This is a genomic window from Rhizobium sp. Root149 (assembly GCF_001427345.1).
GTDB classification, from domain to species: domain Bacteria; phylum Pseudomonadota; class Alphaproteobacteria; order Rhizobiales; family Rhizobiaceae; genus Neorhizobium; species Neorhizobium rhizoryzae.
Map to the genome: position 1 here is coordinate 764549 of NZ_LMGD01000012.1, position 15981 is coordinate 780529.

Consider the following 15981-nt stretch of genomic DNA (forward strand, 5'->3'; position numbering starts at 1 on the left):
GTACGTTGTGCGGCTGAGCAAACTCAGGAGGTCTCATCATGCCCGCCAAGAAATCGGTCAACGACATTTCCCGCGAGGAAGATTACCGCGATTACGACACCCGCAACATCGACGACGGTTGGCCCTATGCGGATCAGGCCGGTGCGACCGCACCGCCTGTTGGCAACGCCGCCTATGGCGATACGGCTGCGAATTTCGACCGCGAGCGCAACAAAGGCTTCCAGGTGGATAGTGCCGATGAAACCGGTCTGGAAGAAGGTGTCACCGATCGCACCACTCCGGCCACAAAAGGAATGGAGCTGAGCGACGATCTGGAAGAGCGGGTCAGTGATGCAATCGAAGAGCTCGACCTTGTTGCCATGGAAACCATCGACATTCGCGCCGACGGGACCACTGTGACCATTGAGGGCGAGGTCGATGACGCGCAGACCGCACGCAAGCTCGTGGCGCATGTCAAGCGCGTACCAGGTGTTGGAAAAGTCGTCAACGAGCTCACGCTGCTGGGTATCGACAGCCTCATTCCCGATGAGGATTAAGCAAAATCGATTGGCAGTCGCTAAAATGTTTATGCTGCCGAATTGACCTGCAACTGAATGGGTGGAGCGGCGGCAAGCGTATTGCTGATCGTGCAAAGATGTTTCGCCAGCGTCGCGATTTCGTGGCGCTGGCTTTCATCATAGTCACCTGAGATATTCAGTGTGGCTGTGATACTTTCGACGCGGGAAGGCTCATCATGCGCCTTCTCTCCGGTGACGATTGCTTCGACGCTCACAAATCGATCCAGAATTTGCAGCTTGATCACTGCCCCCTTGACGCTGAGCACCAGACAGGCCGCGAGCGAAGAATACAGAAGATCAAGCGGATTGAAGCCAGCCTCCGAAACGCCAGTGACCACCTCGAGTTCGCCGCCGGTCACCGTTCGCAAGGTTGCGCGCCCCCGCACGCCCAAGACAGACGTCGCTCCGGTTTCTCTCGTCTTCACGCGAATATCGACCACTGGTTTTTCCTCGACTCATCCATGTGAGGTTAGAAAAGCACCGAACGATCTATCTCGGCAAGCGAAGCTTTTCCAAGCAGAGCCATCGCCACTTCGAACTCTGTCTGCAGAACAGTCAGCATGTGAGCAACCCCCGGCATACCGCCAATGTGGAGGGCGTGCAGGACCGGCTCACCCACCATGACAGCCGATGCCCCGAGAGCCAGAGCCTTGACGATATCCGTGCCGCGACGAATGCCACCATCAAGGATGAGTGGAACTCGTCCATCGAGCCGGTCAGCAATCAGCGGCAAGATATCAAGGCTGGCGGGCAGGCCATCCAGTATACGACCGCCGTGGTTGGACACTACGAGAGCATCGACGCCGACTTCGACGGCACGTAGCGCATCGTGCGGATTGAGGATGCCTTTCAAGATGAGCGGTAGGCGACAATTATCCCTCAGCCACGCGATATCCTCCCATCGAGCCGCCTCTTCGAGCATGCCTTGAAACACGGGGCTGCCATTGACAGCCCGAACCGGAGCGGAGCCTTCCAGCCCATCCAGATTGACCGGTCGGATCTGCATCGGAAGTTTGAAGCCAGCCCTCGCCTGCGCATTCCGCATTCCATTGACCGGCGCATCTACCGTGACGACGAGAGCGCGGTAACCGGCTTCTTCCGCCCGCCGGACCAGTGATAGCGTTTCCTCTCGTCTCCGCTGAAGATAGAGCTGAAACCAAAGCGGCGTTATCGACCGTTTTGCGATCGCTTCCAGCCTGACACTTGAAAGCAGGCTGACCGTCATCACTGTTCTGGTCAGGCCTGCCGCCTCAACAGTCGCCAGCTCTCCTTGCGGGTGCACAAGCTGATGATAGGCAGTCGGAGCCAGAAGGATGGGATAGGCCATCTCCGCACCGAGGAGGACTGATTTCGCGGAAGCGCCGCGCATGTCTGCCAAGACGCTGGGCATCAGACGATGACGCTCAAAAGCCTCGCGGTTCGCGCGTTTCGTCTGTCCGTCTCCAGCAGGGCCATTGATGTAGGACCCGATTGCCGGATCGATCCGTGCGCGAAAGTGGCGTTCATAATCAAGCAGTGAAACGGTATCGTCGGGAATAGCCATTACCGCAGCACCTTCTCTGCCAGCAGCATATCCAGACGTGCCTTCAATTCATCCGCACGCGCGCCTTTGAAACACGAAAGTGCTGCTTGCAGTTGTTGCCAGAAATCCGGAAAGCCGAATGATACCGACCTTTCGAGAAGAACGAAGGCATCCCCGTAATTTCCCTTTGCCACCAGAATTCTGGCTGCATTCAGGTGCGCCCAGCAATCGCCTTGCGCGGCACCCGCGCGATAGAATTCAAGCGCAACGTTTTCATCCGGCGCGACTGTGCGACCATCTTCGTGCAGTAGCCCAAGCATGTTGAGGGACTTTGCATGCCCTTGCCGGGCTGCATCCGCATAAAGGGCGTGGGCTGCGGCTTCATCCCGCTCCACGCCATCCCCACGCAGGAAAAGATCGGCCAGATTGAACTTCGCCCAGACGTCGCCCAGATCCGCCGCTTCACGGTAATAGGCTGCGGCAGTTGAGCAGTCTGGAGGCACACCCCAGCCTCGCTCATAGGCCCGACCCAGCATATTGATGGCACGCGCGTCTTTGGCCCGCGCCGCCGCACGCAGCAGATCCAGCGCACTTTCATATTCCTGGCGATCTAGATGCACCTGTGCGAGCGCGAGTTGCACCTCTACCAGCGTCTCATGACTCTCTGCCGTCACAGTTCCGCCCAGCGCCGTAGAAGATTATGGTAATGATTGACCAGACCAAGCACGGCCGGATTGTCATCACCAAGTTGCTGGCGCGTCTGGATAATCGCGACGTCCAGGTCATAGAGCATCGCGCGCAGACCATCATCCTTCACCATTGACTGGGTCCAGAAGAAGCATCCCCAGCGACTGCCGCGCGTGATCGGCACGACCCGGTGGAGGCTGGACGAGGGATAGACGACCATATGGCCGGCCGGCAGTTTGACCGCGTGAGTGCCGAACGTGTCTTCGATGACGAGTTCACCGCCATCATATTCATTCGGGTCGGTCAGAAAAATTGTCGTGGATACGTCAGCGCGCATCCGCATTCCGCCGGAACCGGGGATGGTGCGAATGGAATTATCCACATGCGCTCCGAAAGTCATACCGACGTCATAGCGGTTGAACATCGGGGGGAGAACGCGAAGCGGCAAGGCGGCAGAGTTGAAGGTCGGGTTTCTGCCCAGCGCATTGAGAACCAGTTCGCCCAGCGCACGCGCCTCATCGCTTTCGACGGGGATCTGCAGATTGTTCTTGGCTTTCGCCGCCTGATCACCGGCGGTGACCTTTCCATCGACCCATTGCGAACCCTCGAGAAGGGAGCGGCAATGGTTCAACTCTTCCTTCGTCAGGACATCCGGAACCTGAAGCAACATGGTATTTCATCCTGTCATGCAAAGACGATGCGCCACCTTGGGGCAGCGCATCGCGTATTCTTGTCTCTAGTCGATGATCAGAAGGTGGTGCCGACGGTCAGCATGAACGTCCGGCCCGACGACGGAACGGCGCGACCGCCCTGCCCCGACTGATAATTCTGGTGATCCGTCAGGTTATAGCCATTGAGGGAGACGCGGAATTTATCGGTTTCGTAGGACACCAGAGCATCCAGCGAGAAGGCGTTCGGGATCTTCTGGGTGTTTGCCGTGTCCAGCCAGTAGGAGCTTGCATAGAGGAAGCCGCCGCCGACCTTGAGCTTGCCTGGAAGAGCAGCCGAAATCTCTTCTGCAATCGTATAGGTGGTCCACAGGTTGAAGTTATGCTTGGACACGTTTGGCGCTTCATTACCGATCTGCGCAACCGTAGCAGACTCGGTGATCTCACCGTCCAGGAAGGCGTAATTGGCGAAGACGGACCACTTGTCTGTCACCTCACCGCTGAGGCCAGCTTCGAAACCGCGAACCCGGCGACCGGTTGCCGCATCGCCTGCACCGGCTGGAAGACCAGTCACTTCGTTATAGGAATTGTCCTTGTCGACCTGGAAGATCGCGCCCGTCAAACCGAGCTTGCCATCCAGAAGGTCAACCTTTCCGCCAATTTCCCACGTGTCCGAACGCTCCGGCGACAGCGGAGAGCTGCTCGATGGCAGTTCTGCGGCATTGCCTGTCAAAGCCGCAATATCGGTGGAGACTGGCTTATGGGTACGAGCGAAGGATGCGTAGAGCGACAGATTCTTGTTCGGCTCCCAGACGACACCAGCAGATGGATTATATGCGGTATCGCTCTGCGAAGCGGAGGCGCCGCTCTGCTCCAACTCTGTCTTGAAGTAATCGATGCGCAAACCACCAAGAACCGAGAACTCATCAGTCAGATAGGCGCGATCACTGACGAAGAAGCCGACATTCGTCGCATCAAGCGTACGCTTTCCGGCATAATCAAAGACCGGCGAGAAATTGTAGTAGTAGCGCGGATTGAACAGGGACTCGATATTGCGGTTTGTCCAGGTCGGCCAGGAACCGTTGACGCGTTCGTCGTTCTGGAAGCTGACATCGAGACCCACAACGGCCTTATGGCGAACGGACCCCGTTTCAAACTCCATCTGTGCTGCTGTGACGTTCTGGATCGCCCAACCTTCCTGATCGTAGGTCAGACCACCGCCTGCACCCAGCGTATAGGTCGCAGCACGATTTCCACGGAAGAAGTTTGTTGCGCAAGCCGCAGAGCACGAGCCTGGAACCGTTCCGCCGAAATCGCGATCATAGATCGTCAACCGCGTGTCGTTCGTGATTGTCAACCAGTCCGTCAGCTCCGAACGGAAGGATGACCCCAGCATATGGTTGTTGGTGACATCCTTGTTGGTCGAGCGCACATAGGAGATCGACGGATCGAAGCCATACTCCGCGGCTGGAAGATAGATGCCATTCGAGCCCTGCACCATCGGCTGCCCGTAGTCCGGAACACCATCGCCATGCAAATAGCTATAGCTCAGATGCCATTCCGTCTCGGTGCCGATACCCATGCCGAAATCGACGCCGAAGCCACGACGATCCGAGGTCACGTTATCGCGGTCTGCGACATCCTGCTTGTGGTAGACGCCGTTGAAGCGGATCGCCGTCGTATCATTGATCTGGTAATTTGTGTCGACGGTCGTGCGGTAGGTCGGTCCTGTCCCGACGGACTGGTCGACCTTCGTGAAGTTTTCGAGACGAGCCTTTTTGCTGCTCTGGTTGATCAGGCCGCCCGTGTTTCCAGCGCCGAAATTATCACCAGATGGACCTTTGAAGACCTGAACATCTTCCGTGTTGAACGTATCGCGGGAATAGACGCCGAAATCGCGCAGGCCGTCGACATAGATATCGCTGCGTGCCTGGAAACCGCGGATACGGAACTGGCTGCCGTTTTGTCCGCCATTGCCTTCGCCCGTGGAAAGCGTGATGCCAGGAACGTTGCGCAGTGCCTGCTCCAGCGTCGTGGCGCGCTGCTCTTCGATGATCTGCGCCGGCACGACATTGATCGTCTTTGGCGTTTCCTTGATAGAGGCCGACAGCCGAGAAATGCCCGTCGTACGTTCGTTGGTATTGGGACCCTTGCCACCCTGGCCGCTGACTGTTACGCGGTTCAACACCGTTTCGTCATCAGTTGCCGCAGCGGAACCTGTGCGCGCATTTGTTGCCGCCTGCTGGGCGTTGGCGACGACAGGCAAACCGGCAATCGACATTGCCAGACCAGCTGTTGCCGCAGCACCAGACATCAACGGCCGCAACGAGGCCAAATTTCTCTCAATTTCCATCACACTCTCCTGAACCCCTGAGAGGAAGCAAAGGCGCGTTCGCGGGATCGGAAGGACCACCAGGCAAACGTCGCGCCTAAAACTTGTCTCGATTTGTCCAGTATTGTGTCATGAAAGTGGAGTCAATTAGTCGTCTATAAGATTCGAAAAATTCCTGTCGCGTTTTCAGAGACTTTGCCAATTTGCCGCACTCTCTTGTTTCCCAACGCAACAGGCGCATCTCGGGAGGCTGTGGTCTTTATCAAACGAAAAAGCCGCACCGATGAGATCGATGCGGCTTCTTTTTGTTTTATGGTGTCGGCTCTTACTCGGTAGTTGAACCTTCGCCTGAACTGTCTGACGGTGCGGCGCCAAGGTCACCGGTTTCAGCAGCGATTTCCTCAGGCAAATTGCCCGCCTCGTCGCCTTCCGGTTCGCTGATACGCTCGACCGACACCACCTTCTCGTCCTTCGCCGTCGAGAAGATTGTCACGCCCTTGGTAGCGCGGCTGGCAATGCGGATGCCATCGACCGGAACGCGGATGAGCTGGCCACCGTTCGACACGAGCATCAGCTGATCCTTGTCCTCGACCGGGAAGGCCGCAACGAGTTCGCCAATTTCGTTCGTCTTCGAGGTATCCGTTGCGCGGATCCCCTTGCCGCCACGACCGGATGTCCGGAAATCGTAGGACGACGAACGCTTGCCGAAACCACGCTCCGAGATCGTCAGAACGAACTGTTCATGCGCTTTCAGATATTCGTAACGCTCATCCGAAAGCTGCCCTTCCTCGGTCACTTCCTCGCCGACGAGCGCGATATCATCTTCGTCGACACCTGCGGCACGACGTTCCGCAGCCGAACGCTTGAGATAGGCCGCACGCTCCCATGGTTCTGCCGCGACGTGCCCGACGATTGTCATCGAAATCAGACGGTCGCCTTCTGCCAGCGTAATGCCACGGACACCGATGGAATTGCGTCCGGCGAAGACACGCACGTCTTCCACAGGGAAACGGATGCACTGGCCAAGGGCCGTCGTCAGCAGGACGTCATCGCCCGGCAGACCGAGATCCGCATTCGGCGGAGAGCAGGTCTCGACGGAGAGGATTTCATCGCCCTCTTCCTCGAGCTTCATCGCGATCTTCCCGTTGCGATTGACCTGGATGAAATCGGACAGCTTGTTTCGACGCACGGTCCCGCGCGTTGTCGAGAACATGACGTCGAGGTTTGCCCAGCTGTCCTCGTCCTCCGGCAATGGCATGATGGTCGTGATGCGTTCGCCTGGCTCCAGCGGCAGCATATTGATGAGCGCCTTGCCACGGGACTGCGGCGTGCCAATGGGGAGCCGCCAGACCTTTTCCTTGTAGACGATACCGCGGGACGAGAAGAAGAGTACCGGCGTGTGCGTATTGGCAACGAACAGGCGCGTGACGAAATCCTCATCGCGAGTCGCCATGCCCGAACGGCCTTTGCCACCGCGACGCTGGGCGCGGTAGGTCGTCAGCGGCACGCGCTTGATATAGCCGAGATGCGAAACGGTGACGACCATGTCTTCCCGGGCGATGAGATCTTCATCGTCCATGTCCGGGCCGCCTTCCATGATCTCCGTTCGGCGCGGGGTGCCGAACTCGTCACGGACTGCGGTCAGTTCATCCTTGACGATCTGCTGGATGCGCAGACGCGAGGAGAGAATATCGAGATAATCACTGATCTCGGCACCAATCTTGTTCAATTCGTCCGCGATTTCATCGCGTCCGAGTGCCGTCAGGCGGGCAAGGCGCAGTTCAAGAATCGCGCGGGCCTGCTCTTCCGACAGATTGTAGGTACCGTCTTCGTTGATGCGATGGCGCGGATCGTCGATCAGGCGGATCAACGCATCCACATCCTTGGCGGGCCAGCGGCGCTCCATCAATTGCTCGCGCGCGGTCTGCGGATCGGGAGCACGACGGATGAGATTGATGATCTCATCAATGTTGGCAACGGAAATGGCAAGGCCCACCAACACATGGGCACGATCGCGCGCCTTGCGAAGCAGATACTTGGTGCGGCGGCTGACGACTTCCTCGCGGAAGCTGACGAATGCCCGCAGCATGTCGAGCAAAGTCAACTGCTCCGGCTTGCCGCCATTCAACGCAACCATGTTGCAGCCGAACGATGTCTGAAGCGGCGTGTAGCGATACAGCTGGTTCAGAATGACTTCGGCATTCGCATCACGCTTCAGCTCGACGACGACACGGTAGCCCTGACGGTCCGACTCATCACGAAGGTCCGAGATGCCCTCAATGCGCTTTTCGCGCACGAGTTCGGCCATCTTTTCGATCATTGCCGACTTGTTCACCTGATAGGGAACTTCGGTAATGATGATCTGCTCGCGATCGCCGCGCATCGGCTCAATCGTTGCCCGGCCGCGCATGATGACCGAACCACGACCCGTCTCATAGGCCGAACGGATACCGGACCGGCCAAGGATCAACGCACCGGTCGGAAAGTCCGGACCCGGAATGATCTGCATCAGATCAAGGAGTTCGATCGCCGGATTATCGATGAGCGCAATACAGCCATCAATGACTTCGCTCAGATTATGCGGCGGAATGTTGGTCGCCATACCGACCGCGATACCACCTGCACCGTTGACGAGCAGGTTCGGAAACTTCGCAGGAACGACGACAGGTTCCGACAGCGTACCGTCATAGTTATCGCGGAAATCGACAGTTTCCTTGTCGAGATCATCCAACAGCGAATGGGCGGCCTTCTGAAGACGGCATTCCGTGTAGCGTTCGGCCGCCGGTGGATCGCCATCGATGGAGCCGAAATTCCCCTGGCCATCAATCAACGGCAGCCGCAACGACCAGTCCTGCGCCATGCGCGCCAATGCGTCATAGATCGCGGCATTGCCGTGCGGATGGTATTTACCCATCACGTCCCCGGTCACGCGGGCGCATTTGACGTATTTCTTGTTCCAGTCGATGCCGAGTTCGGACATGCCGTAAAGGATGCGACGATGAACAGGCTTCAAGCCATCACGCACATCGGGCAGCGCCCGGCTCACGATTACGCTCATCGCGTAGTCGAGATAGGAACGCTGCATCTCTTCCATGATGGAAATGGGTTCGATGCCTGGAGGCAGCTTTCCGCCGCCGGGTGTGCTCTGGTCAGTCAAATCGGGTACGATCTCTGTTCGGAATCAGTCTTGTGTGTATAGACCATGCACAGTTCAAACGCCAATTTTGCGGCAGGTTTTGAACAGGCTTTTGGCCTATCTGGCAAGCTGACCATAGTGTTTGCCCTCATGGATGCGCAAGCCAAACATGAAATGCACAAGATGAACGCGTTAATCGGTGAGCATGCGCCAATTATCTGCTGGTAGACCGCTTCCGCGACGCGTACATTTCGCCTAAACGGGGCGTAGAGCATAAAGAGTAGCGGACGGGGGAACGATGGCATCTGCCGATAATATCATGAGTGCCTTCACAACCCTGCTGGTTACACTCGACCCGCCCGGTCTTGCGCCGATCTTCCTCGGACTGACTGCGGGACTTGATGCGATACAGCGGCGTCAGGTTGCTATTCGCGGCACCATCATTGCCTTCGGGATCCTGGCGACGTTCGCCATTTTCGGTGCAGGCATCCTTTCGATACTCGGCATTTCCATGGGCGCCTTCCGTATTGCCGGCGGCCTGCTGCTGTTCTGGATTTCCTTCGAAATGATTTTCCAGAAGCGCAATGAGCGGAAGGAAGAGACGTCCAAGGCCGCCATTTCCATCGATCATGTTCAGCACATCGCCGTTTTCCCGCTGGCCCTACCGCTCATTGCCGGGCCCGGCGCAATTTCTGCAACCGTGCTTCTGGCAGGTTCCTTTGCAGCGCCTCTGGACCGTGCGCTGCTGATTGGCATGCTTGCCTTTGTCATGCTGCTTGTGCTGCTGGCGCTGATCGTTGCTGAAAAACTTGACCGCTATCTCGGCGTCACAGGTCGAGCACTCCTGACCCGATTGCTGGGCGTATTGCTCGCTGCGCTGTCCGTACAGTTCGTGGTCGATGGCATCAAATCGGCCTTCAATACCTGAGGCACGACCAGATCAGGTGAAGCTGGTCAGACGGGCCAAACAATCAAGGCGACCGAGAACCTCGGCCGCCTTTCGATTATTGTTCTCAGAACGGGATGTCATCATCCAGATCACGGGCGAAGCCACCGCCGCCACCGGAGGACTGACCGCCGCGTCCGGAGCCTGAGCTTGAAGTGGATGGCGCACGATCGTAATCGTCACCATAGCCGCCGCCAAAATCACCACCACCGGAGGATCCTCGGCCGCCACCATAGCCGCCGCCGGCACCACCGCCCTCACCGCGACCATCAAGCATGGTCAGCGTGGAGTTGAAGCCCTGCAGAACGACTTCCGTCGAATAGCGGTCGTTGCCGTTCTGGTCCTGCCATTTGCGGGTCTGAAGCGCGCCTTCGATGTAGAGCTTGGCGCCCTTCTTCACATACTGTTCGACGACCTTGCAGAGGCCCTCATTGAAGACGACGACGGTGTGCCACTCGGTCTTTTCCCGACGCTCGCCGCTATTGCGGTCACGCCAGCTTTCCGAGGTTGCGATTCGCAGATTGGCGATCGGGCGACCGTCCTGCGTGCGACGAATTTCTGGATCGGCACCAACATTCCCAATCAGAATGACCTTGTTGACGCTACCTGCCATCTTAACACCTTGTCTGCCGGTCGAACGGCATCTCCTATTTCGCTTGCGCAATACCTTAAAGCATCCGCCCAATCGGCGCGATGTTGATACATTTAATCCACAACCAAATTTGTTCTTTATTTGTTCTAGTATTTGGTTATGATCCTGTCAACGGGATCACACGTAGCCAGCGTACGAGATATGAACTTATGCCAAAGTGCCTCGACAGTGGCGATGAGATCACTAGATAAGAGGCCAGACCTCCCACAGAGCCAAGAGACGATGAGCGAACTCAAGACGATTTCCATTCGCGGTGCCCGCGAGCATAACCTCAAGGGTGTAGATCTCGATCTGCCGCGCAACAGCCTGATCGTGATGACCGGCCTTTCGGGTTCGGGCAAATCCTCGCTCGCTTTCGATACCATCTATGCAGAAGGTCAGCGCCGCTATGTCGAGAGCCTCTCGGCCTATGCGCGCCAGTTCCTGGAAATGATGCAGAAGCCGGACGTCGACCAGATCGACGGGCTGTCTCCCGCAATTTCGATTGAACAGAAGACGACGTCAAAAAACCCGCGCTCGACCGTCGGCACGGTGACCGAGATCTACGACTACATGCGCCTGCTTTTTGCGCGCGTGGGCGTGCCCTACTCTCCGGCAACCGGACTGCCGATCGAAAGTCAGACGGTAAGCCAGATGGTAGACCGTGTGCTCGCCCTTGGGGATGGGACGCGCCTCTATATTCTTGCTCCCATGGTGCGCGGACGCAAGGGCGAGTATAAAAAGGAGCTGGCGGACCTGATGAAAAAGGGCTTCCAGCGCGTCAAGGTGGACGGCCAGTTCTATGAGATTGCCGAGGTGCCGGCGCTCGACAAGAAGTACAAGCACGACATCGATGTTGTGGTGGATCGTGTCGTGGTGCGCAATGATATTGGCGCTCGTCTGGCCGACAGTCTGGAGACCTGCCTGAAGCTGGCGGACGGTCTTGCCATTGCTGAATTCGCAGACAAGCCCTTGCCACCGGAAGAGACCTCAGCCGGGGGATCTGCGAACAAATCGCTCAATGAAACGCATGAGCGTGTTCTGTTTTCGGAGAAGTTCGCCTGCCCGGTCTCCGGTTTTACAATTCCGGAAATCGAACCTCGCCTTTTCTCCTTCAACAATCCGTTCGGCGCATGCCCGACCTGTGATGGCCTCGGTGCCCAGCAGAAGGTGGATGAGCACCTGATCATTCCAGAGCCTGATCGGACGCTGAAGGATGGCGCGATTGCGCCCTGGGCGAAATCGTCGTCGCCCTATTACAATCAGACCCTTGAGGGACTGGGCAAGGTTTTCGGGTTCAAGCTCTCCGATCGGTGGTCGAAGCTGTCGGACAAGGCGCAGAAGGCAATCCTCCATGGGACCGAGGAGAAGATCGAGTTCCAATATGCGGATGGAGCGCGATCCTACAAGACGACCAAGACCTTCGAAGGCATCGTTCCCAACCTCGAACGCCGCTGGAAAGAAACAGACAGCGCCTGGGCGCGCGAGGAAATCGAGCGCTACATGTCTGCGGCTCCCTGCCCGGCCTGTGGCGGTTTCCGTCTGAAGCCGGAGGCCCTGGCGGTCAAGATCGACAAGCTGCATATCGGACAGGTGACCGATATGTCGATCCGTAAAGCGCGTGACTGGTTCGAGGATCTTCCCGCGCGTCTCAATGCCAAACAGAACGAGATTGCTGTTCGTATCTTGAAGGAAATTCGCGACCGGCTGCGCTTTCTCAACGATGTGGGGCTGGACTATCTCAGCCTTTCGCGAAATTCCGGCACGCTTTCCGGCGGTGAAAGCCAGCGTATCCGCCTCGCATCGCAGATCGGTTCCGGCCTGACGGGTGTTCTCTACGTGCTTGACGAGCCCTCGATCGGATTGCATCAGCGCGACAACGCCCGATTGCTGGAAACGCTGAAGCATCTTCGGGATATCGGCAATACGGTGCTGGTTGTCGAGCATGACGAGGACGCCATTCTGACAGCCGACTACGTTGTCGACATCGGTCCGGCAGCCGGCATTCATGGCGGCAAGGTGGTTGCTGAAGGCACGCCACAGCAAATCATGGATAACCCGAACTCGCTCACCGGCAAATATCTATCGGGCGAGCTTGGAGTCGCGGTTCCGGCAGAACGACGCAAGCCCAAGAAGGGCAAGGAGATCAAGGTCGTCGGCGCACGGGGCAACAACCTGAAAAACGTCACCGCTTCTGTGCCGCTTGGCGTGTTTACAGCCGTGACCGGTGTTTCCGGCGGTGGCAAATCGACCTTCCTCATCGAAACGCTTTACAAATCCGCTGCACGTAGAGTTATGGGCGCTCGCGAGATTCCAGCGGAACACGACCGCATCGATGGTTTCGAGTTCATCGACAAGGTCATCGACATCGACCAATCGCCGATCGGGCGCACGCCGCGTTCGAACCCGGCCACCTATACCGGTGCTTTCACACCGATCCGAGATTGGTTCGCAGGCCTGCCGGAAGCAAAGGCGCGCGGCTATCAGCCGGGACGCTTCTCCTTCAACGTCAAGGGCGGGCGATGCGAAGCCTGCCAGGGCGATGGCGTCATCAAGATCGAAATGCACTTCCTTCCAGATGTGTACGTGACCTGTGATGTTTGCCATGGCAAGCGCTACAACCGAGAGACACTCGACGTGCTGTTCAAGGGCAAGTCGATTGCCGACGTTCTGGACATGACGGTCGAGGAAGGCGTCGAGTTCTTCTCCGCCGTGCCCGCGGTCCGGGACAAGCTGCAGGCGCTTTTCGATGTAGGTCTCGGCTATATCAAGGTCGGTCAGCAGGCAAATACGCTCTCGGGCGGCGAGGCGCAGCGCGTAAAACTGGCCAAAGAGCTTTCAAAGCGCTCCACGGGCCGCACACTTTACATACTGGATGAACCGACGACCGGGCTTCACTTCCATGATGTCGCCAAACTACTGGAAATGCTGCATGAACTCGTCAACCAGGGCAATTCCGTCGTGGTGATCGAGCACAACCTTGAAGTCATAAAGACTGCCGACTGGATCATCGACATCGGCCCCGAAGGCGGAACCGGGGGCGGTGAAATTGTGGCTTGCGGCCCTCCGGAAGACATCGTCAAGGAAAAGCGCAGCTACACCGGGCAATTCCTGAAGGAGCTTTTGACGCGCAGACCGCAGCGTAAGGTCAAGGCCGAAGCGGCAGAGTAGCAGACGGAACTGAGGGGGACGGCGAGATGACAGCTCAACGCGCAGCTACCGGCAAAATCCGCACCGGGATCGGTGGCTGGACGTTTGAGCCTTGGGAAGGAACGTTTTATCCGGAAAAGCTGGCCAAGAAACGGCAGTTGGAGTTCGCCAGCCGCGAACTGACGGCGATCGAGGTGAATGGCACCTACTATTCAAGCCAGAAGCCGGAGACCTTTGCAAAATGGGCCTCAGAGGTTCCAGATCATTTTGTCTTTTCGTTGAAGGCCAGCCGCTACTGCACGAACCGGAAGGTGTTGGCAGAGGCCGGCCCATCCATCGACAAGTTTCTGAACCAGGGAATTGCCGAACTTGGGCCTCATCTCGGGCCTATTCTCTGGCAATTCATGGCAACGAAAGCTTTCGATCCCGCTGATTTCGAAGGCTTCCTGCAACTCCTTCCAAAGTCGCTCAACGGCCTGCCTCTTCGCCACGTTGTGGAACCGCGGCATGCGAGTTTCTGTTGCGAGGCGTTCGTGGATCTTCTGGCAAAGTACGACGTAGCAGCAGTGTGTGCTGACCATGAGGAATACCCTATGTTTGCGGATGTGACGTCGGACTTCGTCTATCTGCGCCTGCAGCGCGGTTCCGATGATGTGAAAACCTGCTATCCGGAACCTGAGCTCGAACGATGGGCAGACCGCATCTCAGTCTACGCCGAGGGCGGCACGCCGGACGATCTGTCGCTGAACGCTCCAAACCGGAAGGCCGCGAAGACCCCTCGGGACGTCTTCGCTTTCTTCATCACAGGGGGTAAAGTCAACGCACCCAACGGTGCCCGTCGGCTTTTCGACAAGCTCAAAGGGGATTGAGGCTTTCGAGCGCGGACGGAATTGCCGTGACAAGGTCCTCTGCCGTCATGCCTCTTTTCGCGTGTTGCGCCGCTTGCGCATGAAGCCAGACTGCAGCGGCGGCGGCCTCATAGGCGGGCATTCCCTGCGCCAAATGTGCGCCTGCAATTCCGGCCAACACATCTCCGGATCCCGCAGTTGCCAGCCAGGGCGGCGCGTTCTCATTGATCAGACAACGTCCATCGGGTGCGGCGATTACCGTGTCCGGTCCCTTGTCGATGACGACTGCGCCTGAGCGGGCGGCAGCAAGTCTGGCCCGTTCGAGCTTGCCCAGGCTGTCATTTCGAGCCAGATCCGGAAACAGCCGTGCGAACTCGCCTTCATGAGGCGTCAGAATATATGGACTTCCGATGTTCTTGAATGTCGCGAACAGTTGCCCGGGATTAGACGAGAAGGACGTGATTGCGTCGGCATCGATAACGCAGGGCTTGGCAGCCAGGACTTCGATGTAGTCCCGAATCGTCTCTCCGACACCAAATCCAGGGCCGATAACGCAGGCGTGGATCTTGGCCTCGGAGAGCCACTGCTCCACGTCCAGTCGCGAACTGACAGACCGGACCATGACCGCGGTCAGCGATGCGGCAGCGACATCGAGTGCATCCGGCGGAACGCCCACCGTGACGAGCCCTGCCCCGGCATGAAGGCCTGCGGCAGCGGCGAGACGTGCGGCTCCGGTATGGCTGCGTCCCCCGGAAAATACGGCCAGATGCCCGCGACGGTACTTATGCGTATTGGCTTCAATCAAGGGGTATTCGATTTGCCAGGCTTTCGGATTGTTGACCGAGACTGATCGGGCATGTTGCTCGACGATCCGTCTTGGCATGCCGATCGACGCGACCTCCACTGTGCCGCAGAATGCGCGGCCCGGCATCAACAGATGTCCCGGCTTGCGAGCCTCGAATGTGACGGTGACATCGGCATCGAACGCCGCACCCCGCATGCGCCCTTGATTCCCGCAGATGCCGGTTGGAAGATCAACCGCCAGGACCGACGCATCGGCAAGCTTCACAGCCTCGATCAGGGTCTGGACAGGCTCGGGCAAAGGTCGTGTCAATCCAGCACCAAACAAGGCATCGATGACCAGATCATCTCGTTCAGGAGCGTAGGCGGAAATGGGTTCTATCGGCAGCGGGCACCGCTCTCGTGCATCTCTCGCGGCCCCCTCAACGCTCGACCTTCCCCAGGAAAAAACGGCGACATTGCATCCATGGCTAGCGAGAACCTTGGCAGCGACATAACCATCGCCGCCATTGTTACCCGGGCCACAAAGAACTGCGATCTTCCGAGCCTCTGGAAAGTGCCGAAGTGCGGATGCAGCCACGGCATAACCCGCCCGTTCCATAAGAGCAGCGATCTCAATTCCACGCCCTACCGAATCCGCATCAGCGGCTGCAGCCTCCTCGGTCGTGAACAGGATTGTCTCATCACGCAGCATCTTTGAGCA

Annotated in this window: 12 protein-coding genes; 4 read left to right on the top strand and 8 right to left on the bottom strand. The window is 57.9% G+C overall.

Annotation, left to right across the window (positions count from 1 at the left end; translation table 11 throughout):
- Nucleotides 1-38: 38 nt before the first annotated feature.
- Nucleotides 39-536: a BON domain-containing protein gene (locus ASD54_RS10550; RefSeq protein WP_062554513.1), complete on the top strand. Its 498-nt coding sequence runs from the start codon at nt 39-41 to the stop codon at nt 534-536.
- Nucleotides 537-565: 29 nt separating this feature from the next.
- On the opposite strand, the gene ASD54_RS10555 is transcribed toward ASD54_RS10550, so the two are convergent.
- The 6 genes from ASD54_RS10555 to gyrA form a co-directional block, all read right to left on the bottom strand.
- The gene (locus ASD54_RS10555) at nt 566-997 is read right to left on the bottom strand and encodes an OsmC family protein (RefSeq protein ID WP_062554514.1); all 432 of its coding nucleotides are present in this window, start codon (nt 995-997) and stop codon (nt 566-568) included.
- A gap of 29 nt (nt 998-1026) precedes the next feature.
- On the bottom strand, nt 1027-2100 hold the full coding sequence (locus ASD54_RS10560) for an alpha-hydroxy acid oxidase (protein WP_062554515.1): 1074 nt from the start codon (nt 2098-2100) through the stop codon (nt 1027-1029).
- A complete protein-coding gene (locus tag ASD54_RS10565; RefSeq protein WP_062554516.1) occupies nt 2100-2753 on the bottom strand; it encodes a tetratricopeptide repeat protein in 654 nt (217 codons plus the stop codon). Before ASD54_RS10565 ends, ASD54_RS10560 begins: the two co-directional genes overlap by 1 nt.
- Nucleotides 2750-3436, bottom strand: coding sequence for a Fe2+-dependent dioxygenase (locus tag ASD54_RS10570; RefSeq protein WP_062554517.1), 687 nt, complete (start codon nt 3434-3436; stop codon nt 2750-2752). Before ASD54_RS10570 ends, ASD54_RS10565 begins: the two co-directional genes overlap by 4 nt.
- A 77-nt stretch (nt 3437-3513) precedes the next feature.
- Complete coding sequence (locus ASD54_RS10575; protein WP_062554518.1) at nt 3514-5787, bottom strand: TonB-dependent siderophore receptor; 2274 nt, start codon at nt 5785-5787, stop codon at nt 3514-3516.
- 304 nt (nt 5788-6091) lie between these two features.
- Nucleotides 6092-8923, bottom strand: a complete 2832-nt coding sequence (gene gyrA / locus ASD54_RS10580) for a DNA gyrase subunit A (protein ID WP_062554519.1) — start codon at nt 8921-8923, stop codon at nt 6092-6094.
- A 277-nt stretch (nt 8924-9200) separates the two neighbouring features.
- Here gyrA and ASD54_RS10585 point away from each other — a divergent pair, with 277 nt between their 5' ends.
- The gene (locus ASD54_RS10585; RefSeq protein ID WP_062554520.1) at nt 9201-9830 is read left to right on the top strand and encodes a MarC family protein; all 630 of its coding nucleotides are present in this window, start codon (nt 9201-9203) and stop codon (nt 9828-9830) included.
- Between the two features lie 85 nt (nt 9831-9915).
- Here the strand turns inward: ASD54_RS10585 and ASD54_RS10590 are convergent, their stop codons facing one another.
- Nucleotides 9916-10461, bottom strand: a complete 546-nt coding sequence (locus ASD54_RS10590) for a single-stranded DNA-binding protein (protein ID WP_062554521.1) — start codon at nt 10459-10461, stop codon at nt 9916-9918.
- 261 nt (nt 10462-10722) lie between these two features.
- On the opposite strand from ASD54_RS10590, the gene uvrA reads away from it, so the two are divergent.
- The gene (gene uvrA / locus ASD54_RS10595) at nt 10723-13650 is read left to right on the top strand and encodes an excinuclease ABC subunit UvrA (protein ID WP_062554522.1); all 2928 of its coding nucleotides are present in this window, start codon (nt 10723-10725) and stop codon (nt 13648-13650) included.
- Nucleotides 13651-13676: 26 nt separating this feature from the next.
- A complete protein-coding gene (locus tag ASD54_RS10600) occupies nt 13677-14498 on the top strand; it encodes a DUF72 domain-containing protein (protein ID WP_062554523.1) in 822 nt (273 codons plus the stop codon).
- Here the strand turns inward: ASD54_RS10600 and ASD54_RS10605 are convergent.
- The gene (locus tag ASD54_RS10605; protein ID WP_062554524.1) at nt 14485-15972 is read right to left on the bottom strand and encodes a bifunctional ADP-dependent NAD(P)H-hydrate dehydratase/NAD(P)H-hydrate epimerase; all 1488 of its coding nucleotides are present in this window, start codon (nt 15970-15972) and stop codon (nt 14485-14487) included. The genes ASD54_RS10600 and ASD54_RS10605 overlap by 14 nt on opposite strands.
- Between the last annotated feature and the right edge of the window lie 9 nt (nt 15973-15981).

Excerpts from the sequence above, each read along its gene's own strand:
- ASD54_RS10550 (WP_062554513.1), top strand. The coding sequence starts at position 39 with ATGCCCGCCAAGAAATCGGTCAACGACATTTCCCGCGAGGAAGATTAC.
- ASD54_RS10560 (WP_062554515.1), bottom strand. The coding sequence starts at position 2,100 with ATGGCTATTCCCGACGATACCGTTTCACTGCTTGATTATGAACGCCAC.
- ASD54_RS10570 (WP_062554517.1), bottom strand. The coding sequence starts at position 3,436 with ATGTTGCTTCAGGTTCCGGATGTCCTGACGAAGGAAGAGTTGAACCAT.
- ASD54_RS10575 (WP_062554518.1), bottom strand. The coding sequence starts at position 5,787 with ATGGAAATTGAGAGAAATTTGGCCTCGTTGCGGCCGTTGATGTCTGGT.
- ASD54_RS10585 (WP_062554520.1), top strand. The coding sequence starts at position 9,201 with ATGGCATCTGCCGATAATATCATGAGTGCCTTCACAACCCTGCTGGTT.
- ASD54_RS10590 (WP_062554521.1), bottom strand. The coding sequence starts at position 10,461 with ATGGCAGGTAGCGTCAACAAGGTCATTCTGATTGGGAATGTTGGTGCC.
- uvrA (WP_062554522.1), top strand. The coding sequence starts at position 10,723 with ATGAGCGAACTCAAGACGATTTCCATTCGCGGTGCCCGCGAGCATAAC.
- ASD54_RS10600 (WP_062554523.1), top strand. The coding sequence starts at position 13,677 with ATGACAGCTCAACGCGCAGCTACCGGCAAAATCCGCACCGGGATCGGT.
- ASD54_RS10605 (WP_062554524.1), bottom strand. The coding sequence starts at position 15,972 with ATGCTGCGTGATGAGACAATCCTGTTCACGACCGAGGAGGCTGCAGCC.